The sequence below is a fragment of the Weizmannia acidilactici genome, from assembly GCF_008974225.1.
GTDB classification, from domain to species: domain Bacteria; phylum Bacillota; class Bacilli; order Bacillales; family Bacillaceae_C; genus Weizmannia; species Weizmannia acidilactici.
The window spans coordinates 129,321-156,304 of the sequence record NZ_BKZR01000001.1; the positions used below are offsets into that span (position 1 = coordinate 129,321).

Consider the following 26,984-nt stretch of genomic DNA (forward strand, 5'->3'; position numbering starts at 1 on the left):
ACCTTTATATCCGGGACAGGAAAAAAGTTTGGCACACCGGCCTGGGTAAAAGCATAGGATGAATTGAAAATAATTGAGGAGGGTTCGCTCGAATGGCAGAATATAGAGAAATCATTACAAAAGCAGTTGTTGCGAAAGGGCGCAAATTTACGCAGTCCAACCATACGATATGCCCGCCGCATCATCCTTCGAGCATTTTAGGCTGCTGGATTATCAACCATAAGTACGAAGCTAAGAAAGTGGATAAAGAAGTTGAAATCCGCGGCTCTTACGATGTCAACATTTGGTATTCCCATAACGATAATACGCGGACATCGGTGATGACGGAAAAAGTTGAATACACCGATACCGTCAAATTAAATTACCGGGACCCAGATTGCCTTGACGACAAAGAAGTCATCGCAAGCGTCTTGCAGCAGCCAAATTGCATCGAAGCGGTCATTTCGCCAAACGGGAATAAAATTATTGTGAGTGTTGAAAGAGAATTCCTCGTTGAAGTGATCGGGGAAACAAAAGTTTGTGTCGCTATCCATCCGGACGGCTGCGGCGGCGATGATGAATGGGAAGAAGAATCCGGCGATGAATTTGAAGAACTGAATCCAGACTTTTTAGTGGGCAGCGAAGAAGAATAAAAGCATTCAACTAGGAGATCATCGCACTCCTAGTTTTTTCTTGTATATTCAATTTATGAAGGTACACATGCAAATATGTTATAATAAACAGTATTGAAATAAACGAAGTTGAAAGCAGGAAAGGAATTTGGTAAGAATGGCTGCGTATACCCCAATGATTCAGCAGTATTTACAAGTGAAGGCGGAATATCAGGATGCCTTTTTGTTTTTCCGCCTCGGCGATTTTTACGAAATGTTTTTCGAAGATGCCATCAAGGCTTCCCAGGAATTAGAAATTACGTTGACAAGCAGGGACGGCGGCGGCGAAGAGAGAATCCCGATGTGCGGGGTACCGTACCATTCAGCAACTGCCTATATTGAGCAACTGGTCGGAAAAGGCTATAAAGTGGCGATTTGCGAGCAAATGGAAGACCCGAAACTGGCAAAAGGGGTTATCAAACGGGAAGTGATCCAGCTGATTACCCCGGGGACGATGATGGAAGGAAAATCCCTTTCCGAGAAGGAGAATCATTATATCGCGTCTATTGCCGCCATCCCAAATGGGGGGTTTGCGCTTGCTTATATTGATTTATCGACAGGCGAGAGCCGCGCAACGGTGTTGGATGGCCCATTTGAAGAGACCTTCAATGAACTTAATTCGATCGGGGCAAAAGAAGCGGTTGTTGATCCGGATTTCCCTGAAGATTTTTGTAAATTGATGAAGAACAGCGGGAATATTACGATTTCATATGAAACGGACACAACGGAAAAGGAAGATTTTACAAAGCTTTTGGCCGGTGCGGGCACAGAAAATCTGAGGCTGTCTGTTACAAGGTTATTAAACTATTTATACCGGACACAGAAAAGAAGCCTTGACCATTTGCAGCCGGTAGAAGTGTATGAAGTCCGCCAGTATTTAAAAATCGACTATTACTCAAAGCGCAATCTTGAACTGACAGAAACAATCCGCGCACAGGGGAAGAAGGGGTCACTCCTTTGGCTGCTTGATGAAACGATGACGGCTATGGGCGCACGCCTTTTAAAGCAATGGATCGACCGCCCGCTTTTGAAACGTGAAAAAATCGAAGCGCGGCTCGCCATGGTTGAAACCTTCCTCAACCATTACTTTGAAAGGCAGGATATCCGGGAACGGCTGAAAGAAGTGTACGATTTGGAAAGGCTTGCCGGCCGGGTTGCGTTCGGCAATGTGAATGCGCGCGACCTCATTCAGCTAAAATGCTCGCTCCAGCAGGTTCCGGGTATCCGCGCGTTGATTGAAAGCTTAGGGAATGCGGAAAGCGAAAAACTTGCCTCGCTTCTTGATCCGTGCGAGGAACTGACAGATCTGCTTGAACGCGCGATTGCAGACAATCCCCCTGTCTCCGTTAAAGAAGGCGGCATGATCCGCGACGGCTACGATGAAGAGCTCGACCGTTACCGGGACGCGAGCAAAAACGGCAAGCAGTGGATTGCAAGCCTCGAACAGGAGGAGCGGGAACGGACCGGGATTAAGTCGCTGAAAGTTGGTTACAACCGTGTGTTCGGCTATTATATTGAGGTGACAAAAGCGAATCTCCACCTGCTGGAAGAAGGACGCTACGAACGTAAGCAGACGCTTGCAAACGCCGAAAGGTTTATTACCCCCGAGCTCAAAGAAAAAGAAGCGCTCATTTTGCAGGCGGAAGAAAGGATCATTGATCTTGAATACGAGCTGTTTACGGAAATTCGCGGACACGTAAAAGAGTTTATTCCGCGCCTGCAAAGCCTTGCCAAAGCGGTCAGCATGATTGATGTGCTCCAAAGTTTTGCAACCGTAAGTGAAAACCGCCATTATACGAAACCTGTTTTCCGTGAAGACGGCGTATTGAAAATCACAGACGGCCGCCACCCGGTTGTCGAAAAAGTGCTCGATTCACAAAGCTATGTGCCGAACGACTGCCTGATGGATGGCCGACGTGAAATCCTTTTGATTACTGGGCCGAATATGTCGGGGAAAAGCACATATATGCGGCAGATTGCGTTGACAGTGATCCTCGCGCAAATGGGTTGCTTTGTGCCGGCTGACGAAGCGGAACTGCCGATCTTTGACCAAATTTTTACAAGAATTGGTGCTGCGGATGATTTAATTTCCGGGCAGAGCACGTTTATGGTGGAAATGCTCGAAGCGAAAAATGCCATTGCCCACGCGACAAAAAACAGTTTGATTTTATTTGATGAAATAGGCCGCGGAACCTCTACATATGACGGTATGGCGCTTGCACAGGCCATGATCGAATATATCCATGATAAAATCGGGGCAAAAACGCTTTTCTCCACCCATTACCATGAGCTGACCGCGCTTTCCGAAGAATTGGACAAACTGCAAAATATCCATGTCAGTGCCATGGAGCAAAACGGAAGAGTCGTTTTTCTCCATAAAATCAAAGAAGGCCCGGCCGATAAAAGCTACGGGATCCATGTTGCCCAATTGGCCGGCCTACCGGATGGCGTGATCAAGCGTGCCGAGAAAATTTTGCATGAATTTGAGAACCACGACGGGGGCGAAAAGCAATTGCCTGCTCGCGAAACGGCTGCTGCCCATGAAGCGCCGGCCCAGCTGTCATTTTTTGAAGAGCCGGAAGAAATCAGGCATAAGGAGCCTGTTTTAAAGGAAAGAAAAGTGATCCAGCAAATCAAAGAACTGGATTTGCTTGAAATGACGCCGCTGCAGGCGATGAACGCCCTATATGAGATCCAGAAAAAATTAAAAAAATAGGTGGTGTTGTCCGCGATGGGGAAAATTGCCCAATTGGACGAGTGGCTTTCCAACAGGATTGCTGCCGGAGAAGTGGTGGAACGGCCAGCATCTGTTGTCAAGGAGTTGGTGGAAAACGCGATTGATGCACAAAGCACCGTGATTGAAATCGATGTGGAAGAAGCCGGCCTCCAGAAAATCCATGTCATCGACAACGGCACTGGCATTGAAGCGGATGATGTGGAGCTAGCATTTTCGCGCCATGCGACAAGTAAAATTAAAAACGAGCATGATTTATTCCGTATTCGTTCGCTTGGTTTCCGCGGTGAGGCACTGCCGAGCATTGCGTCCGTTGCTCGCGTGGAAATCGTAACGTCAACCGGTGAAGGGCCGGGCATAAAAGCCATAATAGAAGGAGGAAAATGGCTTTCTCACGAAACGGCGCCAAGCCGGAAAGGGACGGAAATGACAGTCACGGATTTATTTTTCAACACCCCGGCACGGCTAAAATATATGAAATCGATCCACACCGAGCTCGGCAATATTACCGATGTCGTCAATCGCCTGGCGCTTGCCCATCCGGAAGTGTCAATCCGCCTCCGCCATGGGGGGAAGATGCTTTTGCAGACAAATGGAAACGGCGATGTGCGCCAGGTGCTCGCTGCCATTTACGGGGTCAATATTGCAAAAAAGATGATTCCAATCCATGCGGAAACGCTTGATTTTGAACTCAACGGTTATATTGCCCTTCCGGAAATCACAAGGGCGTCGCGCAATTATATTTCTACGATGGTCAACGGCCGGTTCATAAAAAATTACCCGCTTGCCAAGGCGATTTTGGAAGGGTACCATACGCTGCTTCCGATCGGCCGTTATCCGATTGCGCTGCTTTCGGTGAGAATGGATCCGGTTCTCGTAGATGCCAATGTCCACCCTGCAAAGCTTGAAGTGCGTCTCAGCAAAGAAAAAGAGCTTTGCCAAATCATTTCGGAAACGATCAAAGCCGCATTTAAGAAGCAGGAATTGATCCCTACCGGCATGATCCGGGCAGCGGAGAAGCCAAAGCAGGAGCAGGTTTCATTCCGGCTTGACCATCTGCCGGAAAAAGAGGGGCCGAAAAATGTGGAAGCCCCCGTAAAACCAAGTTTTCCGATTTATTCGCATAAAGATGCTTTGCTGCCCGAACAAGAAATGAAAAAACTGTATATGCCGAACCCTGGACAAAGTCCGGAAACTCCTTCTCCGCTTTCAAAGCCGCCAGAGGATCCGGTTTTTCCGGAAACGGTCCGGGAAACGGATACGGCATTCGATTATAAAGAAGCAGAACAGACGATTGCCGTTGAGAATCCGGCGCCGCGCGTTCCGCCAATGTATCCGATCGGCCAGATGCACGGCACATATATTTTCGCGCAAAATGAAAACGGCCTGTACATCATTGACCAGCACGCCGCCCAGGAAAGGGTCAAATACGAATATTTCCGCGAAAAAGTGGGAGAGGTCAAAAAAGAACTGCAGGATATGCTTGTGCCACTGACGCTTGAATACTCGACGGACGAGGCGATTAAAATTCAGGAAAACCTTGATGCGCTGAAAGAAGTCGGCGTTTTTTTGGAACCGTTCGGGCATAACAGCTTTATCGTCCGTTCGCATCCGACATGGTTCCCGAAAAACGAGGAAAAAGAAGTCATTGAAGAAATGATTGAACAGGTCCTTTTGGTGAAAAAAGTGGATATCAAAAAATTGCGCGAAGAAGCGGCCATCATGATGAGCTGCAAAGGCTCGATTAAGGCAAACCGGCACTTGCGCAATGACGAAATCCAGGCGCTTCTGGACGCCCTCCGGATGTCGTCCGACCCGTTCACATGCCCGCACGGTCGCCCGATTATCATTCATTACTCGGTTTACGATCTTGAGAAGATGTTTAAGAGGGTGATGTAGTTTGAGCAAAATCCCCTTATGAAATTGGGGGAGGATATTAAATCGCACTTGACACATCGGATTAATATGCATATAATAAAACCAACATACATTTACATCGATTAACTTATCCAGAGAGGTGGAGGGATTGGCCCGATGAAACCTCAGCAACCGGCCTGCACGGCACGGTGCTAATTCCAATAAGCCTGAGGCTTTGAAGATAAGTTGAGGTGACATGCCCATTTGAAGAACCCCTCTTCTTATTTTTGAAGCGGGGTTTTATTTTTAAATAAAAGGAGCGATACAAATGGGCAATATAAAAGACAGGGAATTGGCAGCTGAAAAAAGGAGGAATGAACTGATTGACCGGCTGATTGCCTTCCATATTTATAAAAAAGGAGGGAAGCACCTGTTTGAACTCACGCTTCACGAACTTGAACAGGAATACCGGCATATCCAATCGCAGGTGCATCCCCACAGCGGCTGGGAATCGATCCATTGGAAACGGAAAAAATAAACCGGAAAGGTCATTTTAAATCCTGTTCCCTTAGGCGGTCAACCGTTCCATTTCAAAATAGGCGGCATTGAGCTGCCTGTGCGTTTCGGAAATTCCTTTTTCCTCCAAGGTATTTCCCGCGGATTTTATAATAAGAACGCGGGTTGAACCATTTATGCCCTTTTTCACAATCTCGCCTCCTTTCATTCAGCTGCCCATAGTGTTGCCGTAAAAACGGGAAATATCCGGCGGAAATGGAGACGTTTTAATCGGAGAACGAAGCATCTTTGCCTTTTTGGAGCATGTACAGCTGGTATTCATAAATGAGCTTGTCCAGGAGCTGGCTCTGGCGGATGGTTTCCGGGTGGTTAAAACCTTTTTGCACGGCAAATTGCATCATCTTTTTCCGGATTATGTTGATGTTGCGGGACAAATTAGAAGTTTTTTGGTTTGGTTTACGGTTGTTTTTTGGCATACAAACGTTCCTTTCCGGAAATATGGGGGGAAACAATTAAGCAAAAATTTTCACGGAGCGGGACAATCAGATCCGTTTTGGAGAATGTTTGCGGATTGGAAAGAGGCTATTCTTCGGATCGGCCGAGAGGAATTTCGTCATGATCGGGATGGATGACGCACCCAATCAAAAGAATATCTTCATAAATACTCTTTTTTACGCTTTCATATGGGCATTTCCGGTAATCATCCAGAAGGCGCCCCAATTCAATAATGAATAATAAGGTTTCTTCCTCTTTGACCATCTATCATAATACCTGCCTATCATTTGTGATCAACCCTTATTATATAGTATAAATGGACCAAATGTGAAGCAGGATTTTTGTATTATGGGAATTTTTACAAAAAAGTTTGGACGGCACCATTTTGGGGCACTTTTTCCAGCATTAACAGCCGCAACCCGAAAAGGCTGCTGCAGCTTGTTTAATTGGGCGGTCTTGTGGAGGTTCCTTGAATGGCCTCGTGTATGCTCCTCACTTCTTTAAATAGCGCATGCCGGTCCACTTTTAAGCTTTCGATGATTTCTTGTGGATCATTCCCGCTGCGGTGCATCTTCATGACTGTATCCAGATTTTTATGCCCCAGCTTGGCCAACGCCGATGCTAGAATAAGAAAGTGGCGGTCTTCTTCACGCCGAGCATATTTTTCAATATCTGCCCGGCTTCTTCCGTTATACTGGGCTAGATACCGGATGATGTTTTCTTTGTTTGCCGCATAAAAATGTTCTTTTGCCTCATGGTGTTCGGCCCGGATTTTTCCAACGTCCACGCCGAAGTGTGTAGCGGTTTCTTTCCATGATTTGTGTTTTTTATAGTATTGCAGGACTGCCTCCATTTTTTTGCCGCTATGTTCGGCGATGAAGGCGGCATGGTAAACCTCTTTTTTGGTGTATCCCTCCTGCAACCATTTCTGCATATTTTGAACCGGCGCCATTTGGTGATGGGTGTAAGGCTTTCCGCCGTGCTGGGCGTATGCGGAAGGTACGGCAAAAAATGCCAATATCAAAATAGCGGTCAAGCCTGTCCATGTTTGTTTTCTATTCATCTAAAAATACCCTCCTTTTTTTAATTTATGCCTGAATAGTTTTCCCTTTCCCCTGCTTTCTATGACCGCTGGAAGGAAATGAATAAAATTTATTCAGAAGGGGAAAATATATAAATGTTCTGTTTGAATGCTTTATGGTAGGATAAAGAAAGGGATGTTCCCTTTTCGGTTGCCGAGTTTCAGCAATTGGTGCGGGGAAAAATTTATCGAAATTGCATCCCGGGGCAAATTGCCCATGATTGTCGGCGGCACTGGGCTTTACATACAATCGGTTTTATATGATTATCGTTTTTCGGACATTTCCGGCGACGCTAAATACCGCAGGGAGCTGGAATTACTGGCGGAGCGGGAAGGGGCCGGGATGCTCTACAAGATGCTGGAAGAACTCGATCCGGAAACCGCCGGCAAGATCCATCCGCACAATGTAAGAAGAGTGATCTGGGCGCTGGAAATATACCATTTTTCCGGCAAAATGATGCATGAATACCGCAAGGAGCAAAAAGAGGAGATGTTGTATGATGCCGCTTTGGTCGGCCTCACACTGGAAAGGGAAAAATTGTACGCGCGCATTAATCAACGGGTCGATAAAATGATTGAACAGGGATTAATAGCCGAAGTGGAAAAATTGCTGGCCAACATTTGCGCGGTGCCCAGTCAATCCAGGCGATCGGCTACAAAGAGCTGTATGATTATTTTGATGGGCTCATAACCCTTGATGAGGCGATAGCCCGGTTAAAACAAAATACGCGGCGTTTTGCGAAAAGGCAGCTTACCTGGTTCCGCAACAAAATGGAGATTGAATGGTTTGATATAACAAACGAGGCCGAAAAGGAAAAAAGTTTGAAGAAATTTCCGCTTTTATAGCAGGAAAGCTACAAATAAAATCGAATAGTTTATAATGGAGAGAAAGAGGAGGAGGATGCGAGATGAACAAGGCCATCAATATTCAGGACCAGTATTTGAATCAATTGCGGAAAGACGGTACCGTTGTTACGGTCTTTTTGATGAATGGGTTCCAGCTTCGTGGCCAGGTAAAAGGATTTGATAATTTTACGGTTCTGATTGAGACGGACGGCAAGCAGCAGCTTGTTTTTAAACACGCCATTTCTACGTTCCAGCCGCAAAAAAATGTTCAGATCAATTTTGAAGAATAAATGGAAATAATTGCCCGGCGGCCGCCGGGCATTTTTAATATGCCCCGCGTACTGTTTTGCTTATTATGTGCATAAACTGGTACAGATGATTTATTTCTTGGGAAAGCGCAAAAACCGACAAAATCCCCCGTAAACCCCCAATCTCTGTTTTTGCTTCTGGATCCATACTCTTCGGGAAAAACAGGGTATACCTGGGCGGTTTTGCAAATATTTCCTGCACTTGGGCATTTGTCACACTCCCGGCCCAATTCGCGTATATTGTGTGTAGATTGCGAGGTGGCGGTTATGGATCAACCGATTCGTATGAAAAATAATGGTCAAATTAATATTGTCCTGAATGCGGGCCAAAGGGAGGCCGTGATTCCCCAGCCGAAAAAAGAAATAACCAAAAAGGATTTATCAGCGGAACACGAAATTTTAAAAGAAATCGAAGATGAGCTAGGCGCACTGGTGGGGATGGAAGAGATCAAGAAAATGGTGAAGGAAGTTTATGCCTGGATCTACATTAACAAAAAAAGGGAAGCGGCAGGGTTAAAGACGGGCAAACAGGCATTACACATGATGTTTAAAGGTAACCCCGGTACAGGGAAAACGACTGTTGCCCGTTTAATCGGGAAATTATTCCATAAAATGAATGTGCTGTCAAAGGGGCATTTGATTGAAGCAGAAAGGGCAGACCTTGTCGGGGAATATATCGGCCATACGGCGCAAAAAACGAGGGATTTGATCAAAAAAGCAATCGGCGGCATTTTATTTATAGATGAAGCCTACTCACTCGGACGCGGCGGTGAAAAGGACTTTGGCAAAGAAGCAATCGACACTCTTGTAAAACATATGGAAGACAAGCAGCATGAATTTATTTTAATTTTGGCCGGCTATTCGAATGAAATGGACTATTTTTTAAGCTTGAATCCGGGGCTCCATTCGCGGTTTCCGATCGTGTTCAATTTCCCCGACTATACGGTTGATGAATTAATGGATATCGGGAAAAGAATGCTGAAAGAAAAAGAGTATACGCTCAGCATTGATGCGGAGAGAAAGCTTCGCGACCATCTTGCTTTTGTCAAAACAACGAGCAACCCGGCCAGTTTCTCTAACGGGCGGTATGTCCGGAACGTCATTGAAAAATCGGTGCGGGCCCAGGCCATGCGGCTTTTGATGCAGGCCACATATGACCGCCATGAGTTGATGACGCTCCGCAGCAGCGACCTCGTTTTTCCGGACTGACATACCGGGCGCCACCTGCGGCTTGCTGCATGGTGCCTTTTTTGCTGTATTGGCGGTTACTGTTGATCACCATAGAAGCAGCGGGCCCGTTCGAAAGAAGGAAAGCTGCTGTCTGTTTTAAAAAGTGATACAATCTTAAGGGAGCTTATTTTTAAGGAAGAAGCAGAGACATACCAATGCAGTGGTTATGTGCTCCCGGGGCACCCGGTTTTGGGTGCGTTGGAACAATATAAAAATAGAAAGGTGTACAATATGTTTCAGTATTTAAAACACGGCGCGAAACTCCAGCCGGTTGCGGAAGAAGTCGAACGACAAATACGGCCGGTCCACGAAGCGATCGAAAGGCGGGCGGAAACAAACCAGTTCCGGGTTCTGCAAAGTTTTCAAAAGCACCGGGTCAGCGATACGCATTTTTACCCGTCAACCGGATACGGCTATGATGACATCGGCAGGGATACGCTGGAAGAAATTTATGCCGATGTATTCGGCGCGGAAGCCGGTCTTGTCCGCCCGCAGATCATTTCCGGCACGCATGCGATTACCATTGCGCTTTTCGGTATCCTCCGCCCGGGGGATGAACTGTTATACATAACAGGAAAACCTTATGATACGCTGGATGAAATTACAGGCATACGCGGCAATGGAAGCGGCTCGCTGAAAGAGTTTAACATAATATTTAATTATGTAAACTTAAAAGAAGGCGACAATGTCGATTTTGAAGCGGTGAAAAAAGCGATCAACCCGAATACAAAAATGGTCGCCATCCAGCGTTCAAAAGGATATGCAACGAGGCCGTCATTTTCCGTGGGTGAAATCGGGGAGATGGTCCGTTTTGTGAAAGAAATCAAGCCGGATGTTATCGTGTTTGTCGACAACTGTTACGGCGAATTTGTGGAAGAAAAAGAGCCATGCCATGTCGGCGCCGATCTGTTGGCCGGTTCGCTTATCAAAAACCCGGGCGGCGGGCTCGCCAAAACCGGCGGCTATATTGTCGGGAAGAAAAAGTGGGTCGATGCCTGTAGCTATCGGATGACTTCCCCCGGCATCGGCCGTGAAGCAGGTGCGTCGCTGTACAGCCTGCTGGAAATGTACCAGGGATTCTTTTTGGCGCCGCATGTCGTCGCTGAGGCGTTAAAAGGCGCGGTGTTTACTTCGGCGATGCTCGAAAAATTTGGGATGAATACCCATCCGAAATGGAATGCGCGCCGGACAGATCTCATCCAGTCTGTCGAATTCGGGGATCCGGATAAAATGGTGGCATTCTGCCAGGCTGTCCAATCCGCCTCACCGGTCAATTCGTATGTGACGCCGTATCCGAGTTATATGCCGGGTTATGAGGACGATGTAATTATGGCGGCCGGCACGTTTATCCAGGGGGCAAGCATTGAATTGTCCGCCGACGGTCCGCTCCGCCCGCCGTATACCGCTTATGTGCAGGGAGGGCTGACATATGCGCATGTCAAAATGGCCGTATTGCTGGCGTTGGACCGGATGATGGAGCACAATCTCGTCTAGCATTTTTCCAATGCCGCAGGGTTCCAGCATGTTATAATAAAAAATGACGTCATAAGAGGTGATCATATGGATGAAAGGCCGCGTTTGCTTTTAATAGACGGGATGGCGCTTCTTTTCCGCGCTTTTTATGCCACGGCGGTAACCGGTCAGTATATGGTAAATTCAAAGGGTATGCCGACAAACGGTGTGCAGGGTTTCCTGCGCCATTTGCTGCTCGCTTTTGAAAATAAAAAGCCGACGCATGTTGCGGTCTGCTGGGATATGGGGAGTAAAACATTCCGGAATGAGATGTTCGGCGGCTATAAGGCGAACCGGGAAGCGCCGCCTGTTGAGATGATTCCGCAATTTGACATTGCGAAAGAAACGGTGGAAGCTTTCGAAATACCGAATGTCGGCGTGAGCGGGTATGAAGCGGATGACTGCCTCGGTACACTTGCGAAGCGGTTCCAGGAAGACGCTGATGTATCGATCTTAACCGGCGATCGCGATATGTTGCAGTTGCTTGACGACCATATCGAAGTCCATCTTCTTCAAAAAGGGTATGGAAATTATAAAAGTTATACAAAAGACGCTTTTACCGCAGAGTATGGGGTGACGCCGCGCCAGTTTATTGATGTAAAGGCGCTGATGGGCGATATGAGCGATGGTTATCCAGGTGTAAAAGGGATCGGCGAAAAAACGGCGTTCAAACTGATTGGCCAATATGGCAGTGTTGGCGGTATTTTGGAACATCTCGGGGACCTTACGACATCGCAGCGTAAAAAAATTGAAGCAGATCTCGATATGCTGCATCTTTCCCGGAAACTTGCTGAAATCCATTGCAATGTGCCGGTGGCGTTTTCCTTGGAAGAAGCACGGTTCGGCCGGATCCCGGAAACGTTTATGCAACTGATTGATGAACTTGAACTGAAAACGGTGAAACGCCATTTGATTACCGCCGGAATGAATACGAGCTTAATTTCTTAAAAGGCAGTCCTGTGCGTATTGATGCTGGTAGCCGTAGAATTTGCCGCGTATGGATTTCGCTTATTATGAACAATATGCGGCAATAAAACTGAAGGAAAAACAGCATTCAAATCCTGAACGCTGTTTTTCCGTACAAAAAGTGCCCTTAAATTCTCGTATTCGACTTTTTTGCACGGTTTTCAAGCTGCGTTTTCGGGTCCGGAGCGAAACCCGCATCTTGCGCAATGCCCTGCGGTGTTACGGAATTTGCCGTTTTTCCGAGGTTCAGGTTATTTTTCTTTACCATCTTATCACCCCAAGCATTAGGATGCCCAACTTTTAGGGTAAGTTTTCACCACGCCGGCTAACAAAAAATGTTCGATAAATGCAATGGAGGAAAAACAGATGTCTTTAGGGGAATATCTTTTATTTTTAAAGGGTAAAGGATTTAAGTTTCAAAACGATGCCATCCATTTCATTTATTTCGGCAAACAGTACGCGAACGCGCCTGATGCGGTTGCCGAAGCGGCGGTCGAAATCACGCTGAAGGTGCAGAAAGCATTTGACGGCAGTTTTTATATTTCATTGCTTGAAACATTTAAACAGCATAAAGTGGGGACAAAAAAAGAAGCCTATGCCTGTATTGAAAGGTTCGGGCTTCTTGAAAAAATTTAACTTTTTCCTTTGCTTCCGGCAAGCAGCGCTTTTTTCGTCTTGAAAACGTTCGGCAGCTCCGCAAGCACCATGCCTGCAAAAATGAACAGGCAGCCAAATTCAGCCAAAGGGGTAAGCCGTTCGTGTACCCAAAAAAATGAAGTCAGAGCAGCGAAAACCGGTTCCATGGTTAAAATGAGCGCAACCCTTGTCGGGGAAGTATAGCGCTGGGCGGCCGTCTGGATAAAAAAGGCTGCGGCTGTCGCTAAAAATGCAGTCACAAACAACGCAAAAACGGTTTTCGGGCTGAACAGGGTACGGGGTACGAGCGCGGCTTTCCAGTTTTCGAAAAAGATGGCTCCGATCCAGCTGAATGCCGAAACCACCAGCAACTGAACGGTTGTAGCAAGCAAAGGTGATATTTGTTGGGCAAACCGGTCGGTGATGATGATATGAAAAGCAAACCCGACGGCACATATCAATACAAGCAAGTCACCCGCAGACAGCCCTGACGCATCTTTGGCAGCCAATAAATAAAGGCCGCAGCCGGCAAATACGGATCCCGCTGCTGACAAGGCCCCCGGCCGTTTTTTGAGAAAAAAAACGGATAACAGCGGAACCATCACAACGCTTAGCCCGGTTATAAAACCCGCTTTTGCCGGGGTCGTGTACAACAGGCCGACCGTTTGGAACGTATATCCGATAAACAGGCAGCATCCCAAAATGGCGCCGGCTGCAACCGATTTGCCAACACTTCCTTTTCCGCCTGCCCCTTTCCAAAAGGATACGGCGAGCAAAAACAGGCCGGCGAGCCCAAAGCGGACGGCATTAAAGATAAACGGCGGCAGCGATTGGATGGCATCTTGTACGACCACAAATGTTGATCCCCATACAAAGGCGACAAATAAAAGTGCAATTTCGGAAAATCTTTTTTTATTCAATGCTTATACCCCCTAAATGGTTTTAGCACTATGTATCATTTGGTTTTTTGTTCATTTTTGTTTATAAAGATGCAATTTTCGGCATAATTTAACTATAATCATTTATATAGGGCATGACAATAGGAATGCGCGTAAGTAATGGAGAAAGAGTGGTGATATGAATTTTTAAGAGCATTTGGCAATACAGGCCGCGTAACGGGCCGGTGCTCCTGTTTGAGTCGGAATGGGCAGACGGGGAAACGATCAAAAGCATTATTTTGGAAATTCAAAAAAACTGCAAGACAGGCGCTTTGGCCGTCCACGATGAGATAGGGAATGGATGGGCCGCAAAAGTTGAAAAAAGAAATCAAAATGAAAACGGGGAATGTCACCATCTATTTTGACGGCAGGTTTGATCAAACAACAAACCGTGCAGGGATTGGGGTTGCTGTGTATGATGAAAAATGTACCATGTGAGGGAAAAACGGATATTGGAGCTGAAACCGAACAGCGAAGCGAAATACGCGGCGCTTTATATTACTATCCGTAAAACGCATCCTGTTGCCGTAAGGGGTGACGTTCAAGGCGTGCTGATGCAATTGGTCTGGGAACTGTTATGACGAAGCTCACAACAGGTGGCTGGACAAAATTAAAGCGCTCGCTAAAAAACTTGGCATCAAGCCGGAATATGAACCGGTTCCGAGAAAACAAAAATAAAGAAGCGAATAAACTGGCGGGCCAGGCATTAAACGGCACGTTCATCCACAGTCATGTTAAATTGGAACGACCAGAGAAATTTATTTACGGGAAAAATTTTTTCGTATATACTGGGTTAGCAGAAAGGTAGGTTCAAATGGAAAGGAAACAACTGGTCCGGGAAGTGGATGAGATTTTGAATACGTATTGCAAAGGCTGTTTCATAAAATCCCATTTCAGGAAAACGCGCGGAAAAAAATATGCCCACCAGTTTTGCATCCGCCAATGCACAGTCGGTGAGCAGTTGAAAAAATACGGGGATCAATTATCGTGATCCCTTTCACAATCGAGAATGAAATAAAAGGCTGACGCGGACGGCCAGCCTTATTGCATTCTATCATTATGAGAGTTTCGTTACATTCGCAGCTTGCGGCCCGCGGTTGCCTTCAACAATATCGAAAGAAACTGCTTGGCCTTCTTCCAATGTTTTGAACCCTTCGCCTTGAATAGCGGTGAAGTGAACGAAAACGTCGTCTCCGCCTTCAACTTCGATAAAACCATAGCCTTTCTCGTTATTGAACCATTTTACTTTACCGTTTTGCATTTCTTAATCCTCCTAAATCAAAAGCACATTCGTGCCAAAAAATGTTGCATTAAACAGATGAAAAACCGCCATCAAGGTCGATGAAATCACTTGTTTAATGTTATAATAAATATACTCCAACCGGCATCTGGAGTCAAGATTTAGACAATCAAAATTATGGAAAATGGTTGTGAATTCTTAAATTTGCAAGCGGTTTAAAACTTACCCGTGGTCAAACGATTTCTTGTATATCGTCCGCGATTATAGTAAACTGATGGTATTGTATGGGAAAAGCATACAATAAATAGCAGTGAGAATGGGGGCCCGGGGATGCCGACACCTAGTATGGAAGACTACATTGAACAAATTTTTATTTTAATTGAAAGCAAAGGATATGCGCGTGTTTCCGATATTGCCGAAGCGCTTTCCGTCCATCCCTCTTCTGTGACAAAAATGGTACAGAAGCTTGATAAAGATGATTACCTTGTTTACGAAAAATACCGTGGTTTAGTCCTCACCCCAAAAGGCAAAAAAATCGGAAAGAGGCTTGTCGACCGCCACCATTTGCTTGAGCAGTTTTTGCGGATCATCGGGGTGGACGAAGACAATATATATAAAGATGTGGAAGGTATTGAACACCACTTAAGCTGGAATTCCATTGACCGCATCGGGGATTTGGTGCAGTATTTTGAGGAGGACCCGAGCAGGATTGATGCGCTGAACCGGCTGCAGGCCCAAAACGGAGATTAAGCTTCCCGGGCTGTTTTTCTGTCTATCCCGTCTGCATCCCGTACATTTGCAGGCGGGTATGGACATTATACAATGGCTGCACCAGTAACCTATGCTTTTATCAAAAACGTCGCAACCATATACTCCGCCCTGAAATTCCCTCCCTGATCCATTTTATTCCCAACTGTATTTTTCTTTTTTGCAATGCTTCAATTTTTGCGTACCAATCTGGGACGCCTCGCCCTGCCTGCTTTTCCCGGAGCAGTTCCGCGAATTCTCTGAAATCCGGCCGAAACCTTGGCGAAAATCCGAACATTTCGTGTTTTTTATGGTAAAAAAATTCATTTTATAGGTGCAATTGCATCAATAGCCATGTATGATAAAAAGTGTATGCTGATTTTGACAAAGTGAGGGATCTGACATTGCCAAGCCATTCAACCGGAAAGACTGACATTGAAATCGCACAGCATGCAGTGCTAAAACCCATCAAAGACGTCGCGAAAAACTTGCAGCTTGAAGAAGATGATCTTGAGTATTACGGAAAATACAAAGCAAAAATTACATACGATAAAATCAATGCGTTAAAAACAAAAAAAGACGGAAAGCTTTTTCTCGTCACGTCCATTAATCCGACACCGGCCGGCGAAGGAAAATCGACGGTGACGATCGGCCTCGGGGATGCCCTGAAAAGGCTCGGGCACAAAACGGTGATTGCTCTAAGGGAACCTTCGCTCGGTCCGGTCATGGGACTGAAAGGGGGCGCAACCGGCGGAGGCTATGCCCAGGTCGTGCCGATGGAAGATATCAATCTTCATTTTACAGGCGATTTTCATGCGCTCACGGCTGCCAATAATGCGATTTCCGCGCTGCTTGATAACCATATCCACCAGGGGAATTTTCTGCAGATTGACCCGCGCCGCGTCGTCTGGAAACGGGCTGTTGATTTAAACGACCGGGCGCTCCGCCATGTTGTTGTCGGGCTTGGCGGACCAGGCAACGGTGTTCCGCGCGAAGACGGGTTTGACATCACAGTTGCTTCTGAACTGATGGCGGTCTTATGCCTTGCGGAAGATCTGAATGACTTAAAACAGCGGATTGCCAAAATCGTGGTTGCCTATAATTACGAAAAAAAACCTGTTACCGTCGGCGACCTCGGCGTGGAAGGGGCAATTGCACTTTTATTAAAAGATGCCCTGAAACCGAATCTTGTCCAGACGATTGAACATACGCCGGCGATCGTCCACGGCGGCCCGTTTGCCAATATCGCACACGGCTGCAACAGCGTAATGGCGACAAAGACGGCATTAAAACTGGCGGACTATGTTGTGACAGAGGCAGGATTCGGTGCGGACCTCGGCGCGGAAAAATTTCTTGATATAAAGGCAAGGACAGCCGGCCTTAAACCGGACGGCGTCGTGATTGTTGCCACGATCCGTGCTTTAAAAATGCACGGCGGTGTACGCAAAGAAGAGTTGGCGGTTGAAAATACTGCTGCGCTTCAAGCAGGCCTTTTAAATCTGCAAAAACATGTGGAAACGATTGTGGCATTCGGGCTTCCGTTTGTTGTGGCGATCAACCGGTTTGCTTCAGATACAGAAGCGGAAATTGCGGTTTTAAAAAATTGGTGCAGCGAACGGGACATCCCGGTATCGCTTACGGAAGTGTGGGAAAAAGGGAGCGCTGGAGGAATCGACCTTGCAAACAAATTGCTTGAAGCCGCAAAACAACGGAACAATTTCCGTCCGATTTATCCGCTTGAGTCAACCATTGAAGAAAAAATCGAAACGATTGTCCGGAAAGTATACGGCGGAACAGGTGTGGAATTTTCAACGAAAGCGCTCAGGCAAATGGAAGATTTTAAACGCTTCGGCTGGGGGCATCTCCCGGTTTGCATCGCTAAAACGCAGTATTCTTTGTCCGATGACCCGAAAAAAACCGGGCGCCCGGTTGATTTTGCCATCCATGTCCGCGAGCTTGTGCCGAAGCTTGGCGCCGGCTTTATTGTTGCTTTAACGGGGGACGTATTGACGATGCCCGGGCTGCCGATAGAGCCGGCTGCTTACCAGATGGATGTCGATGAAAACGGCAGGGCAATCGGACTCTTTTAATGGGGGAAAAGCGATGTTTGACCCCACTGCTTTTGAAAATATGAAGACGGTTTTTGAAGGGGCGGCTTATGACCTCGATTTAAGCGGGGAAGCAGCCATTATCGGGCGGAACGATATCGTCGATTTGGCCGGGATGTCGCGGGACTATAGGATTACGCTTACGCTTCCCGCCTGGAGGGAGGCAAGCGCAACGGTCCGGCTTTTTGCACCGTTTGCACAGCTGGCGGCGGAAATTTTGGACGGGTTTTCCGGGAATGGAGCAGGTGCTTATGCCTGGATTACTTTTTCGTGGCAAAACACGAAAAAATCTGACGCCTATAAAAGCATCATCCGCTCGCTGTGGGGTGGCCGCCATTTTGAAGAAAGGTCCGTTTATTCATCATTCTCCGGCACGTCAGAAGAAGTCATCATTGATTTTAACCGGCTGATTACGGAAGATCTGATGGATGATTTGCTGGAAATGCTCCACCATGCCGTCAAAACTTTGCACCATTTGAAATCCAGCCCGTAAAAAAGCTGCACCCTGCACCGTGCAGCTTTTTTATTCGCCAGATAAAAACATGGTAAAATAAAAAGCACGAAGAAAGGAGCGCATATGCAAGGAAATTCAATTTTAATACATATTGAACAGTTTGCCCGCACTTTCCACAGCGGGGATGCTTCCGGGCACGACTGGCACCATATTGACCGCGTCCGCCGGCTCGCATTATATATTGCGGAAAAAGAAGGAAAAGGGGACCGGTTTATCATTGAAGCGGCCGCCCTTTTGCACGATATCCCTGATGAAAAAATGCATGCCGGCAAAAAAGAAGGTGAAGAAATACTGCACCGTTTTTTGGGCGGGCTTCCGCTAGTGGAGGAGACAAAAAAACATATCGCCGAGATCGTTTTTTCCATTTCTTTTAAAGGTGGAAACGAAGCGGAACTGACAAGTTTTGAAGCGATGGCTGTCCGGGATGCCGACCGCCTTGATGCGATCGGCGCCATCGGAATTGCCCGCGCATTCGCATACGGCGGGAAAAAGGGCCAGCCGCTCTATGAACCGGCTCTTCCTGTCAGAAGCGCGATGACGGTTGTAGAATACCGGAACGGGAAAACATCGTCGATCCATCATTTCTATGAAAAACTATTGCTTCTAAAAGACAGGCTCCATACCGAAACGGCCAAAAGCCTTGCGGAGGAGCGCCACCGGTTTATGAAGCAGTTTTTACAGCATTTTTATAAAGAATGGAATGTTGGACAATGAAAATGTTATCAGTCGAAGGGCTTTCAAAATCATACGGAGATAAAGTGCTGTTTGACCATCTGTCTTTCCGTATCGGGGAGCAGGAACGGATCGGCCTTGTCGGTGTCAATGGGTCGGGAAAATCGAGCCTTTTAAAAATCATTGCCGGGCATGACGATGCAGACCTCGGGGATTTGACGCGCCCGAATGATTACACGATCGGTTATTTGCCACAGGATCCCGAGCTTCAGCCCGATTTAACGGTGCTTGAACAGGTGTATCATAGCGGATCCCCTTTGATGGCGCTTTTGCAATCGTATGAAGAGGCGCTGATTGAAATGCAAAAGGATCCGGGAAATGCTGTCTTACAGGAAAAACTGTTCCGGCTGCAAAAAGAAATGGATGCTCATAGCGCTTGGGAAGCGGGCGCCAATGCGCAAGCGATCCTTTCGAAACTCGGTATCCGCGATTTTGAAAAGAAAATTTCGAGCTTATCAGGCGGTCAGAAAAAGCGGGCAGCCCTTGCCCAGGTGCTGATTGAAACGCCTGATCTGCTCATTTTGGACGAACCAACCAACCATCTCGATTATCCGGCGGTGAAGTGGCTGGAAGAGTTTATCGCGAAATACCCCTATTCCGTTTTATTTGTGACGCACGACCGGTATTTCCTGGATCGGACGGCAAACCGGATTTTCGAGCTCGACCGTGGGAAACTTTACAGCTATAGAGGAAATTATCAGGATTTTATTGAAGCTAAAGCGCGGCGGGAAGAAGAAATGCAGCTGCAGGAAGAAAAGCTGAAAAACTTATACCGTCGTGAACTCGCCTGGATAAGGCGCGGGGCAAAAGCGCGCTCGACTAAACAAAAAGCGAGGATCCAGCGCTTTGAAGAACTTGAATCGAACCTTGGTAAAGTTCCACAGCAAAATGAAGTGGATATGGCGCTTGCCGGAAGCCGGCTAGGCAAGCAGGTTTTTGAACTGAAGCATGCTTATAAAGCGTTCGAAAATGAGGCGATTCTTAAAGATTTCAATCTGCTTGTCAAACCGGGCGACCGGATCGGGATCACAGGGAAAAACGGAAGCGGAAAATCGACGCTGATGAATATTTTGGCAGGGGTGGTTCCGCTTGACAGCGGGGAACTCGTAACCGGGCAAACCGTAAAAATTGCATATTACCGGCAGGAAACGTCTGATATGGATGAAAACAAGCGGATGATTGAGTATATCCGCGAAGCCGGTGACGCGGTAACGACAAAAGACGGGGAAACGATTTCCGCTGCGCAGATGCTTGAAAAATTCCTTTTCGGCATGCACACGCACGGCACTCCGATCCGGAAGCTTTCAGGCGGCGAGAAACGCAGGCTGTATTTGCTGAAATTGTTGATGACACACCCCAATGTGCTGCTTTTGGACGAACCGACAAATGATCTGGATACCGAGACGCTGACCGTTCTTGAGGACTATTTTGAGCAGTTTCCGGGCGTTGTCATTTCCGTTTCGCATGACCGCTATTTTTTGGATAAAACGGCAGAGCAGCTGCTCATTTTTGAAAGAAGCGGAAAAATCAGCCGGTTTTTCGGTTCTTACAGCGATTACCTTGAAAGTACACTTGACGTGCAAAAACCGGAAGCAAAGCTGAAAGAGCATCCCGGCCCGCAGCCGAAAAAGGAAACAAAACGAAAAAAACTTTCGTACAAAGAACAGCGGGAATGGGAAGAACTTGACGGGAAGATTGAAGCGTGCGAGCAAAAAATTGCTGCTTTAAACGCAGAACTTGAAAAAGCGGGGTCGGACTTTGTGAAAGCGCAGGAAATGATGAAGGCGCTTGAAGCTGAAAATGAAAAGCTGGAATATTTGATTGAACGCTGGAGCTACCTGTCAGAGCTGCAGGATGGAAACATCTAATTCGTGTATCCACCGTAAATATGGTAAAATGCTAGTAGATTGATTGGGAAAGGCGGTGTGGACATGAAAATTAAAGCGATCGAACCGACGCCGAGCCCGAATACGATGAAAGTCATTTTGACTGAGGAGCTCCCAGACGGCTCCCGCAACAATTATAAAAAAGGGCAGGAAGAAGGCGTGCCCCCGTTGATCCGCGAAATTTTAAATATTGACGGCGTCAAGGGCGTTTACCATGTCGCCGATTTTCTTGCGGTGGAGCGGAACGGGAAAACTGACTGGCAGGATATACTGCCGAAAGTGCGCGAAGTTTTCGGAGAAACGGAGGGGGAAAGCGGAAGCGGTGCGCTTGTTAATGAACATTACGGCGAAATCCAGGTAGTCGTGCAAATGTTTAAGGGCATTCCCATCCAAGTGAAATGTACCGACGGCGAACAGGAAAAACGTTTCGGGCTCCCGGCTTATTTTGCCGAGGCGCTCGCAGCTGCACAGCTTGAAGGCGAAAATTATGTCTTCCTGCGGAAATGGAAAGATTTTGGCATACGTTACGGAGATCTTGACGAGATCGGCCGTGATGTCACGGAAGAAATCATTGCCGCTTACCCGAAAGAAAAGCTTGACAGGCTTGTCAATGAGGCGAAGCATCAGGCGCCGCAGCCCGGGGCCAAAAAACGGCTGAAATTGACATCCGATATGCTTGAAACGGATGACTGGAGGGAGAGATACCGGCTGCTTGAAGAAATGGAAGATCCGGAACTTTCTGATCTCCCGGTGCTTAAAAAAGCTCTTTCGGATGAAAAACCATCGATCAGAAGGCTAGCCGTCGTTTATTTGGGCATGGTGAAAGACAAAAAAGTGCTGCCGCTATTGTACCGAGGCCTGCACGATGCAAATGCAAGCGTTCGGCGGACTGCGGGGGATGCCTTAAGCGACCTCGGCTTTAAAGAAGCGTGCGATGAGATGGCAAAAGCGTTAAAAGACAGCAGCAAAATCGTCCGCTGGCGTGCCGCGATGTTTTTGTATGAAGAAGGCGATGAAACGGTCCTGCCTGCTTTAAGAGAAGCCGAGAATGACCCTGAATTTGAGGTCAGGCTCCAGGTCAAAATGGCGATCGAAAGGATTACAAAAGGTGAGAAAGCAAAAGGTTCGGTCTGGAAGCAAATGACGGAAGCAAGGCAGTCCCAATCTTAAAGATAAAGGAGGAAAATGAAAGATGTCGATGGCATATGAAGAATACATGAAGGCGTTGATCGCGCCGATGAGGGAAGAACTGACAAGCAACGGTTTTACAGAACTGCGCACCTTGGAAGAAGTGGAAACATATATGGAAAAGGCAGAGGGCACGACTTTGGTTGTCGTGAACTCCGTTTGCGGTTGTGCAGCCGGCCTGGCGCGCCCGGCAATTGTGGAAGCAATCCGGACATCCGAAAAGAAACCGGCCCATTTGGTGACCGTTTTTGCAGGGCAGGATAAAGAAGCAACGGCAAAAATGCGCGAATATTTTACCGGTATTGAGCCTTCTTCCCCGTCTGTTGCGCTCCTTCAAGGGAAAGAAGTCGTCCATTTTATCCCGAGAAGCGATATCGAAGGGCATGAAGTGGAAGAAATCATTGAAAATCTGCATACGGCTTTCAGGCAGTACTGCTGAAAAAAAGCAGGCCTCTTTCTGTGCGGCATCCCCGGCATGCGCAAAGGGGTCTGCTTTTTTCTGCACCTGCTTAATGCAAGTGCCAATTAAATATTATATAATAAATTCATATCGGAATCTTAAGGCTGAGGGAGGGGAAAATGATGAAAAAGTGGCTGAAAAAATCGGCTGTGGTCCTTGTTTCTGTTTTAACATTTGGTTTGGTGCCTCCTTCCCATGCCATTTGGAACTATTTATACAAGGCCGACAATAATATTGAGCAGGGAAGCACGGAAACAGCCGCCAATCTATCAAGTCGCTCGAATGCTGTTACGGAACGGAAACTTACCGATGAAGAATATAGCAGCCAGTTGGTCAGCGAATTTTTAGATGAAGCGGAAGAGCAGGCTTACCGGAAATTCGGGGCGAAAATCAGGCCGGTGATTGAAGATGAATTTTGTGCAGTGATATTGCCGAATATTGAAACGGCGATTGCAGAAACTGTACGCAATTATCCCCAGGAAAAACTGCCTCTTTTAGCGGTTTCGGACCAGCCGAGCGCCGGCACCGGTGAAAAAATTTTCCATATATACAATACAGAAACAAAAGAAGATGTGATTCGCTTCCACGTACGGCGCGAACATCCGCCCGGTGACGGATACTATTTCAACTTCCACTACCATGTCGCCTTCGACAATTTCCAAACGCACCGCCATCTTGGCACGATTTATTGGGATAAAAACATGCCGCCGCAATGGATGAAAGTATAATATTTGAATGTTTAAAAAGGGTGGAATCAAATTATGAAGCAATATTTGGATCTTTGCCGGAATGTACTTGAAAACGGCGTGAAGAAAGAAGACCGCACCGGTACCGGGACGATCAGCATTTTCGGTTACCAGATGCGATTTAATCTGCAGGATGGTTTTCCGCTTTTGACGACAAAAAAGCTGCACTTGAAATCCATCATTTATGAACTTCTCTGGATGCTGAAAGGGGACACGAACGTAAAATATTTGCAGGAAAACGGTGTCCGCATTTGGAATGAATGGGCGGATGAAAACGGCGATTTGGGCCCTGTTTACGGGGAGCAGTGGCGGTCGTGGAAAACACGCGACGGGAGGACGATAGACCAGATTGCCCAAGTAATTGACCAGATCAAACACAACCCAAATTCGAGGCGGTTAATTGTCAATGCATGGAATGTCGGGGAAATCGATGAGATGGCGCTTCCGCCATGCCATTGTTTATTCCAGTTTTATGTTTCAAACGGCAAACTGTCCTGCCAGCTTTACCAGCGTTCTGCCGATATTTTTCTCGGCGTGCCTTTTAACATTGCTTCTTATGCGCTGCTGACAATGATGATCGCGCAGGTTTGCGGGGTTAAACCCGGGGAGTTTGTGCATACGCTCGGCGATGCCCATATTTACTTGAATCATATCGAGCAGGTAAAACTGCAGCTGACGCGCAAGCCGCGGAAGCTGCCGAAAATGGTGTTGAATCCTGAAGTGAAAGATATTTTTGATTTCAAATATGAAGATTTTACGTTAAAAGATTATCGTCCGCATCCGCATATTCCGGGAGTGGTGAGCGTATGATCTCGTTTTTATGGGCGGAAGATGAGAAAGGCGTAATTGGGAAAAACAACCGCCTGCCGTGGCATCTTCCTGAAGACCTCAAGTATTTTAAAAAACTGACGATGGGGCACCCTGTTGTCATGGGAAGAAGGACATTTGAATCTATCGGCAGGCCGCTTCCCGGGAGGACGAATATCATCATGACGAGGGATCCGGATTTTAAAGCGGAAGGATGCGTTGTTGTTTCAGGAAAGGCAGGCCTCTTGAAATGGGCAGATACGCACAACAGTGAAATTTTTGTGACGGGCGGCGCCGAAATTTTTGCACTTCTGCTGGAAGAGGCCGGCAAGCTGTACCGCACAAAAATATATGCGGATATAGAAGGTGATACATATTTTCCGCCCATGAACTGGGACGAATGGGAAATGGTTTCCTGCACAAAAGGGGTAAAAGATGAAAACAACCCGTACGACTACGAATTCCAAGTGTTTGTACGCAAACCTTAAAAACCATGGAGGCTGGCTCCATGGTTTTTTCACTGCGGAAATACTAAACGTAAAATAAAATACAGAAATACATAAATGCGCTGCCGGCGATGACGAACAAATGCCAAACCGCATGGGAATAAGGAAGGTTTTTCCAAGTGTAAAACACGGCTCCGACAGAGTAGCAGATGCCGCCCGTGAGCAGGAGCCAGAATCCTGTAGCGGACAAGCCGGTGTACAGAGGCTTAATGGCGATGATGACAAACCAGCCCATCATCAAGTAAAGAATCGTGGATAAAAGTTTAAAGCGGTGGATGAGAAAACATTTGCCGGCAATGCCGATCACAGCCATGCTCCACACGATGGAAAACAAGATCCAGCCCAAAGTTCCGTGCAGGGTAATCAGCACGATTGGGGTGTATGTGCCCGCAATAAGCAGGAATATGGCGGAATGATCCAAAATCGCCAAAAATGTTTTGATTTTTGTCCAATAAAAGCTGTGGAGTAAAGTCGAAAACAAGTAAAGGAGCAGCATGGAAATGCCGAAAACAAGGAAACTTGCCATATAAAGCGGGCTGTTTTTCTGCGCGGCAAACATAATCAGCATGACCATTGCCGGAATGCTGAGCAAAAATCCGATGCCGTGCGTAATCGCATTGGCGAGTTCCTGTTTCCAACTGTGTGAGTATGTTGAAGTTGCCAAAATAAATATCCCACCTTCAAGTGCGTACTTCTTCTTATTATAGTGCCAGGGTAAAAGATGTGCAATGGAAACGGTGATGGCCCCTTTTCAGGAAAAACCGGCTGCAAAATTTGAGCACAAATCAACACCCGGTGCATTTTTTTCATGATATAATGGAAGCATTGCGAAAACAGAAGTCTAATAAAAGTGGTGTCAAAAGTGAAAAAATGGTTCATTCCTCTTATTGCCGCTGTGTCCCTCGCTATGTCGGGATGTTCAATCGGCATTCATAACCTTTTATTCAAACCGGCAAGTGGTGAAAAAAAGGTGGTGCCGGTTCCCGTACGCATTGTTTCGATCGGCGATTCCTTGACAGAGGGAGTTGGGGACAGCAAAGGGCGCGGCGGTTACACGTATTATTTGAAAAATGAGCTCGATGGCCTGAAAGGGGTAAAAAAAACCACCATTACAAACTACGGCGTAAAAGGGAACCGGACAGACCAGCTGCTGGCCCGGCTTCAGGATAAAAATATCCAAAAGTCCATCCGGGAATCCGATGCTGTTATTATAACCATTGGCGGAAATGATATTATGAAAGTTTTCCGCGAAAACATCCCCAACTTGAATAAACAGGCATTCCAGATTGCGATCCCCGGATATGAGCAGCGTTTGAATGAAATTTTCCGGCAGATCCGCAAAATCAACCCGAACGTAAAAATTGCGCTTGTCGGCATTTATAATCCTTTTTCCAAATGGTTTTCGGATATTAAAGAAGTTGATGATATTTTAGCGGATTGGAATGCGGCAAGCAAAAAGGTGGCAGGAAAATATAAAAACACGATATTTATTCCGGTTTCGGATATTTTTGACCGCAAGGAAGAGGATCTTCTTTACGACGACCATTTCCATCCGAATGATCAAGGTTATAAACTGATGTCCAAAAGGATTTACCATTATTTGCTGAAAGGCAATTTTTTGGGCATACCAAAATAAGAACCTGCTGTAAAACAGTACAGGATTAAAGGATTGATATGGAATGAAAAAAAATCCATGGAAAACCGCCTTTTTTGCGCTGGCTGCCGCGGTGGCGGCAATAGCCGTTTTGCTGGCATTTTTCCTTTTTGTGCCGGACGGACATGTGCCGAAACAGCCAAGGCCCGGCAAAACAGTCGACTTCCATGTAGAAACGGATAAAGCTGACTTAACGGCGCTGGTCAACCGTTTTTTGCAGGAAAAAAAGATGAAAGAAAAAGTGTTTCTGGATAATGAAGTTGTTTTTTACGGAACGGTCAGCGTGTTTTCCGAAAAACTGGGATATACGATGACTTTTGAGCCGGAAGCTTTAAAAAACGGGGATTTGGTTTTAAAACAGAAATCCGTATCCCTCGGTTCCATTCATCTGCCGGTATCATATATTTTAAAATTTGTGAAAACAACGTACAAACTGCCGGAATGGGTGATTATCAAGCCAAGTGAAAAATTGGTATATATCCAATTGCAAAAGATGGAATTGGAGAATGATGCCCGGATCAAAGCCGACAAATTTGATTTAAAGAACAACGATATATCGTTTACGCTTAGTTTTCCAAAATAACAGCCAAAGGCCGGCTTGCAAAAAATGCACAGCCGGCCATTTAC

At 46.6% G+C, this 26,984-nt stretch carries 32 protein-coding genes, 1 pseudogene and 1 riboswitch; of the genes and pseudogenes, 25 read left to right on the forward strand and 8 right to left on the reverse strand.

Going from position 1 to position 26,984, the window contains the following annotated elements:
* Positions 1-92 precede the first annotated feature (92 nt).
* The 4 genes from GBH70_RS00640 (at position 93) to GBH70_RS00655 (ending at position 5,779) form a co-directional block, all read left to right on the forward strand.
* The gene (locus GBH70_RS00640) at positions 93-632 is read left to right on the forward strand and encodes an outer spore coat protein CotE (RefSeq protein WP_151679208.1); all 540 of its coding nucleotides are present in this window, start codon (positions 93-95) and stop codon (positions 630-632) included.
* Positions 633-768: 136 nt separating this feature from the next.
* Positions 769-3,366: a DNA mismatch repair protein MutS gene (gene mutS / locus GBH70_RS00645; protein ID WP_151679209.1), complete on the forward strand. Its 2,598-nt coding sequence runs from the start codon at positions 769-771 to the stop codon at positions 3,364-3,366.
* Between the two features lie 15 nt (positions 3,367-3,381).
* The gene (gene mutL / locus GBH70_RS00650) at positions 3,382-5,283 is read left to right on the forward strand and encodes a DNA mismatch repair endonuclease MutL (RefSeq protein ID WP_151679210.1); all 1,902 of its coding nucleotides are present in this window, start codon (positions 3,382-3,384) and stop codon (positions 5,281-5,283) included.
* A gap of 103 nt (positions 5,284-5,386) precedes the next feature.
* A riboswitch (SAM riboswitch) is annotated at positions 5,387-5,489 on the forward strand.
* Between the two features lie 80 nt (positions 5,490-5,569).
* A complete protein-coding gene (locus tag GBH70_RS00655) occupies positions 5,570-5,779 on the forward strand; it encodes a Fur-regulated basic protein FbpA (RefSeq protein WP_151679211.1) in 210 nt (69 codons plus the stop codon).
* A 30-nt stretch (positions 5,780-5,809) separates the two neighbouring features.
* Here GBH70_RS00655 and GBH70_RS16570 read toward each other — a convergent pair whose 3' ends face one another.
* The 4 genes from GBH70_RS16570 to GBH70_RS00665 form a co-directional block, all read right to left on the reverse strand.
* Positions 5,810-5,947 carry a hypothetical protein gene (locus GBH70_RS16570; protein ID WP_172968264.1) on the reverse strand — a complete coding sequence of 46 codons (138 nt, stop codon included), beginning with the start codon at positions 5,945-5,947 and terminating at the stop codon, positions 5,810-5,812.
* Positions 5,948-6,023: 76 nt separating this feature from the next.
* Entirely contained in the window at positions 6,024-6,233 is a 210-nt protein-coding gene (locus GBH70_RS00660) for an aspartyl-phosphate phosphatase Spo0E family protein (RefSeq protein ID WP_151679212.1), read from the reverse strand.
* Positions 6,234-6,339: 106 nt separating this feature from the next.
* A complete protein-coding gene (locus tag GBH70_RS16575) occupies positions 6,340-6,516 on the reverse strand; it encodes a hypothetical protein (RefSeq protein ID WP_172967425.1) in 177 nt (58 codons plus the stop codon).
* A 178-nt stretch (positions 6,517-6,694) separates the two neighbouring features.
* The gene (locus GBH70_RS00665; RefSeq protein ID WP_151679213.1) at positions 6,695-7,315 is read right to left on the reverse strand and encodes a hypothetical protein; all 621 of its coding nucleotides are present in this window, start codon (positions 7,313-7,315) and stop codon (positions 6,695-6,697) included.
* A 162-nt stretch (positions 7,316-7,477) separates the two neighbouring features.
* Here GBH70_RS00665 and miaA point away from each other — a divergent pair.
* From miaA to GBH70_RS00690, 5 genes and pseudogenes are all read left to right on the forward strand, one after another.
* A pseudogene (gene miaA / locus GBH70_RS00670) lies at positions 7,478-8,214 on the forward strand (tRNA (adenosine(37)-N6)-dimethylallyltransferase MiaA); the annotation flags it as partial.
* A gap of 27 nt (positions 8,215-8,241) precedes the next feature.
* Positions 8,242-8,469: an RNA chaperone Hfq gene (gene hfq, locus GBH70_RS00675; RefSeq protein ID WP_151679214.1), complete on the forward strand. Its 228-nt coding sequence runs from the start codon at positions 8,242-8,244 to the stop codon at positions 8,467-8,469.
* A gap of 285 nt (positions 8,470-8,754) precedes the next feature.
* Entirely contained in the window at positions 8,755-9,696 is a 942-nt protein-coding gene (gene spoVK, locus GBH70_RS00680) for a stage V sporulation protein K (RefSeq protein ID WP_151679215.1), read from the forward strand.
* A 252-nt stretch (positions 9,697-9,948) separates the two neighbouring features.
* A complete protein-coding gene (locus tag GBH70_RS00685; RefSeq protein ID WP_151679216.1) occupies positions 9,949-11,211 on the forward strand; it encodes a methionine gamma-lyase family protein in 1,263 nt (420 codons plus the stop codon).
* A 66-nt stretch (positions 11,212-11,277) separates the two neighbouring features.
* A complete protein-coding gene (locus GBH70_RS00690; RefSeq protein WP_151679217.1) occupies positions 11,278-12,177 on the forward strand; it encodes a 5'-3' exonuclease in 900 nt (299 codons plus the stop codon).
* A gap of 145 nt (positions 12,178-12,322) precedes the next feature.
* On the opposite strand, the gene sspL is transcribed toward GBH70_RS00690, so the two are convergent.
* Positions 12,323-12,463, reverse strand: a complete 141-nt coding sequence (sspL, locus tag GBH70_RS00695) for a small, acid-soluble spore protein L (protein ID WP_151679218.1) — start codon at positions 12,461-12,463, stop codon at positions 12,323-12,325.
* Between the two features lie 98 nt (positions 12,464-12,561).
* Here sspL and GBH70_RS00700 point away from each other — a divergent pair, with 98 nt between their 5' ends.
* Positions 12,562-12,831, forward strand: a complete 270-nt coding sequence (locus GBH70_RS00700) for a DUF6123 family protein (RefSeq protein ID WP_151679219.1) — start codon at positions 12,562-12,564, stop codon at positions 12,829-12,831.
* On the opposite strand, the gene GBH70_RS00705 is transcribed toward GBH70_RS00700, so the two are convergent.
* The gene (locus tag GBH70_RS00705) at positions 12,828-13,751 is read right to left on the reverse strand and encodes a DMT family transporter (protein WP_151679220.1); all 924 of its coding nucleotides are present in this window, start codon (positions 13,749-13,751) and stop codon (positions 12,828-12,830) included. The genes GBH70_RS00700 and GBH70_RS00705 overlap by 4 nt on opposite strands.
* Before the next feature lie 315 nt (positions 13,752-14,066).
* On the opposite strand from GBH70_RS00705, the gene GBH70_RS16585 reads away from it, so the two are divergent.
* The 3 genes from GBH70_RS16585 (at position 14,067) to GBH70_RS00710 (ending at position 14,760) form a co-directional block, all read left to right on the forward strand.
* The gene (locus GBH70_RS16585) at positions 14,067-14,207 is read left to right on the forward strand and encodes a hypothetical protein (protein ID WP_172967562.1); all 141 of its coding nucleotides are present in this window, start codon (positions 14,067-14,069) and stop codon (positions 14,205-14,207) included.
* A 14-nt stretch (positions 14,208-14,221) separates the two neighbouring features.
* Positions 14,222-14,350, forward strand: a complete 129-nt coding sequence (locus tag GBH70_RS17475) for a hypothetical protein (protein WP_259370066.1) — start codon at positions 14,222-14,224, stop codon at positions 14,348-14,350.
* Positions 14,351-14,583: 233 nt separating this feature from the next.
* A complete protein-coding gene (locus GBH70_RS00710) occupies positions 14,584-14,760 on the forward strand; it encodes a zinc-finger domain-containing protein (protein WP_151679221.1) in 177 nt (58 codons plus the stop codon).
* A gap of 66 nt (positions 14,761-14,826) precedes the next feature.
* Here the strand turns inward: GBH70_RS00710 and cspD are convergent, their stop codons facing one another.
* Positions 14,827-15,030: a cold-shock protein CspD gene (gene cspD / locus GBH70_RS00715; protein ID WP_013859190.1), complete on the reverse strand. Its 204-nt coding sequence runs from the start codon at positions 15,028-15,030 to the stop codon at positions 14,827-14,829.
* Between the two features lie 309 nt (positions 15,031-15,339).
* On the opposite strand from cspD, the gene mntR reads away from it, so the two are divergent.
* From mntR to GBH70_RS00765, 10 genes are all read left to right on the forward strand, one after another.
* Positions 15,340-15,759, forward strand: a complete 420-nt coding sequence (gene mntR / locus GBH70_RS00720; RefSeq protein ID WP_151679222.1) for a transcriptional regulator MntR — start codon at positions 15,340-15,342, stop codon at positions 15,757-15,759.
* A 401-nt stretch (positions 15,760-16,160) separates the two neighbouring features.
* Positions 16,161-17,846 (forward strand): formate--tetrahydrofolate ligase, encoded by a 1,686-nt coding sequence (locus GBH70_RS00725; RefSeq protein ID WP_151679223.1) that lies wholly within the window; start codon positions 16,161-16,163, stop codon positions 17,844-17,846.
* A 13-nt stretch (positions 17,847-17,859) separates the two neighbouring features.
* Entirely contained in the window at positions 17,860-18,357 is a 498-nt protein-coding gene (locus tag GBH70_RS00730) for a hypothetical protein (RefSeq protein ID WP_151679224.1), read from the forward strand.
* Between the two features lie 84 nt (positions 18,358-18,441).
* Positions 18,442-19,092: an HD domain-containing protein gene (locus tag GBH70_RS00735; protein WP_151679225.1), complete on the forward strand. Its 651-nt coding sequence runs from the start codon at positions 18,442-18,444 to the stop codon at positions 19,090-19,092.
* Entirely contained in the window at positions 19,089-20,978 is a 1,890-nt protein-coding gene (locus GBH70_RS00740; RefSeq protein ID WP_151679226.1) for an ABC-F family ATP-binding cassette domain-containing protein, read from the forward strand. The genes GBH70_RS00735 and GBH70_RS00740 overlap by 4 nt, the downstream gene beginning before the upstream one ends.
* Positions 20,979-21,041: 63 nt before the next feature.
* On the forward strand, positions 21,042-22,166 hold the full coding sequence (locus GBH70_RS00745; RefSeq protein ID WP_151679227.1) for a conserved virulence factor C family protein: 1,125 nt from the start codon (positions 21,042-21,044) through the stop codon (positions 22,164-22,166).
* Between the two features lie 22 nt (positions 22,167-22,188).
* Positions 22,189-22,623 carry a BrxA/BrxB family bacilliredoxin gene (locus GBH70_RS00750; protein ID WP_151679228.1) on the forward strand — a complete coding sequence of 145 codons (435 nt, stop codon included), beginning with the start codon at positions 22,189-22,191 and terminating at the stop codon, positions 22,621-22,623.
* Between the two features lie 143 nt (positions 22,624-22,766).
* Positions 22,767-23,372: a YpjP family protein gene (locus tag GBH70_RS00755; RefSeq protein ID WP_151679229.1), complete on the forward strand. Its 606-nt coding sequence runs from the start codon at positions 22,767-22,769 to the stop codon at positions 23,370-23,372.
* 33 nt (positions 23,373-23,405) lie between these two features.
* Positions 23,406-24,200: a thymidylate synthase gene (locus GBH70_RS00760; protein ID WP_151679230.1), complete on the forward strand. Its 795-nt coding sequence runs from the start codon at positions 23,406-23,408 to the stop codon at positions 24,198-24,200.
* Positions 24,197-24,685, forward strand: coding sequence for a dihydrofolate reductase (locus tag GBH70_RS00765; RefSeq protein ID WP_151679231.1), 489 nt, complete (start codon positions 24,197-24,199; stop codon positions 24,683-24,685). Before GBH70_RS00760 ends, GBH70_RS00765 begins: the two co-directional genes overlap by 4 nt.
* Positions 24,686-24,728: 43 nt before the next feature.
* Here the strand turns inward: GBH70_RS00765 and trhA are convergent, their stop codons facing one another.
* Positions 24,729-25,367, reverse strand: a complete 639-nt coding sequence (trhA, locus tag GBH70_RS00770; protein WP_151679232.1) for a PAQR family membrane homeostasis protein TrhA — start codon at positions 25,365-25,367, stop codon at positions 24,729-24,731.
* Between the two features lie 198 nt (positions 25,368-25,565).
* On the opposite strand from trhA, the gene GBH70_RS00775 reads away from it, so the two are divergent.
* Complete coding sequence (locus GBH70_RS00775; RefSeq protein WP_151679233.1) at positions 25,566-26,339, forward strand: SGNH/GDSL hydrolase family protein; 774 nt, start codon at positions 25,566-25,568, stop codon at positions 26,337-26,339.
* A 43-nt stretch (positions 26,340-26,382) separates the two neighbouring features.
* Positions 26,383-26,940 (forward strand): YpmS family protein, encoded by a 558-nt coding sequence (locus GBH70_RS00780; protein WP_151679234.1) that lies wholly within the window; start codon positions 26,383-26,385, stop codon positions 26,938-26,940.
* Positions 26,941-26,984 lie beyond the last annotated feature (44 nt).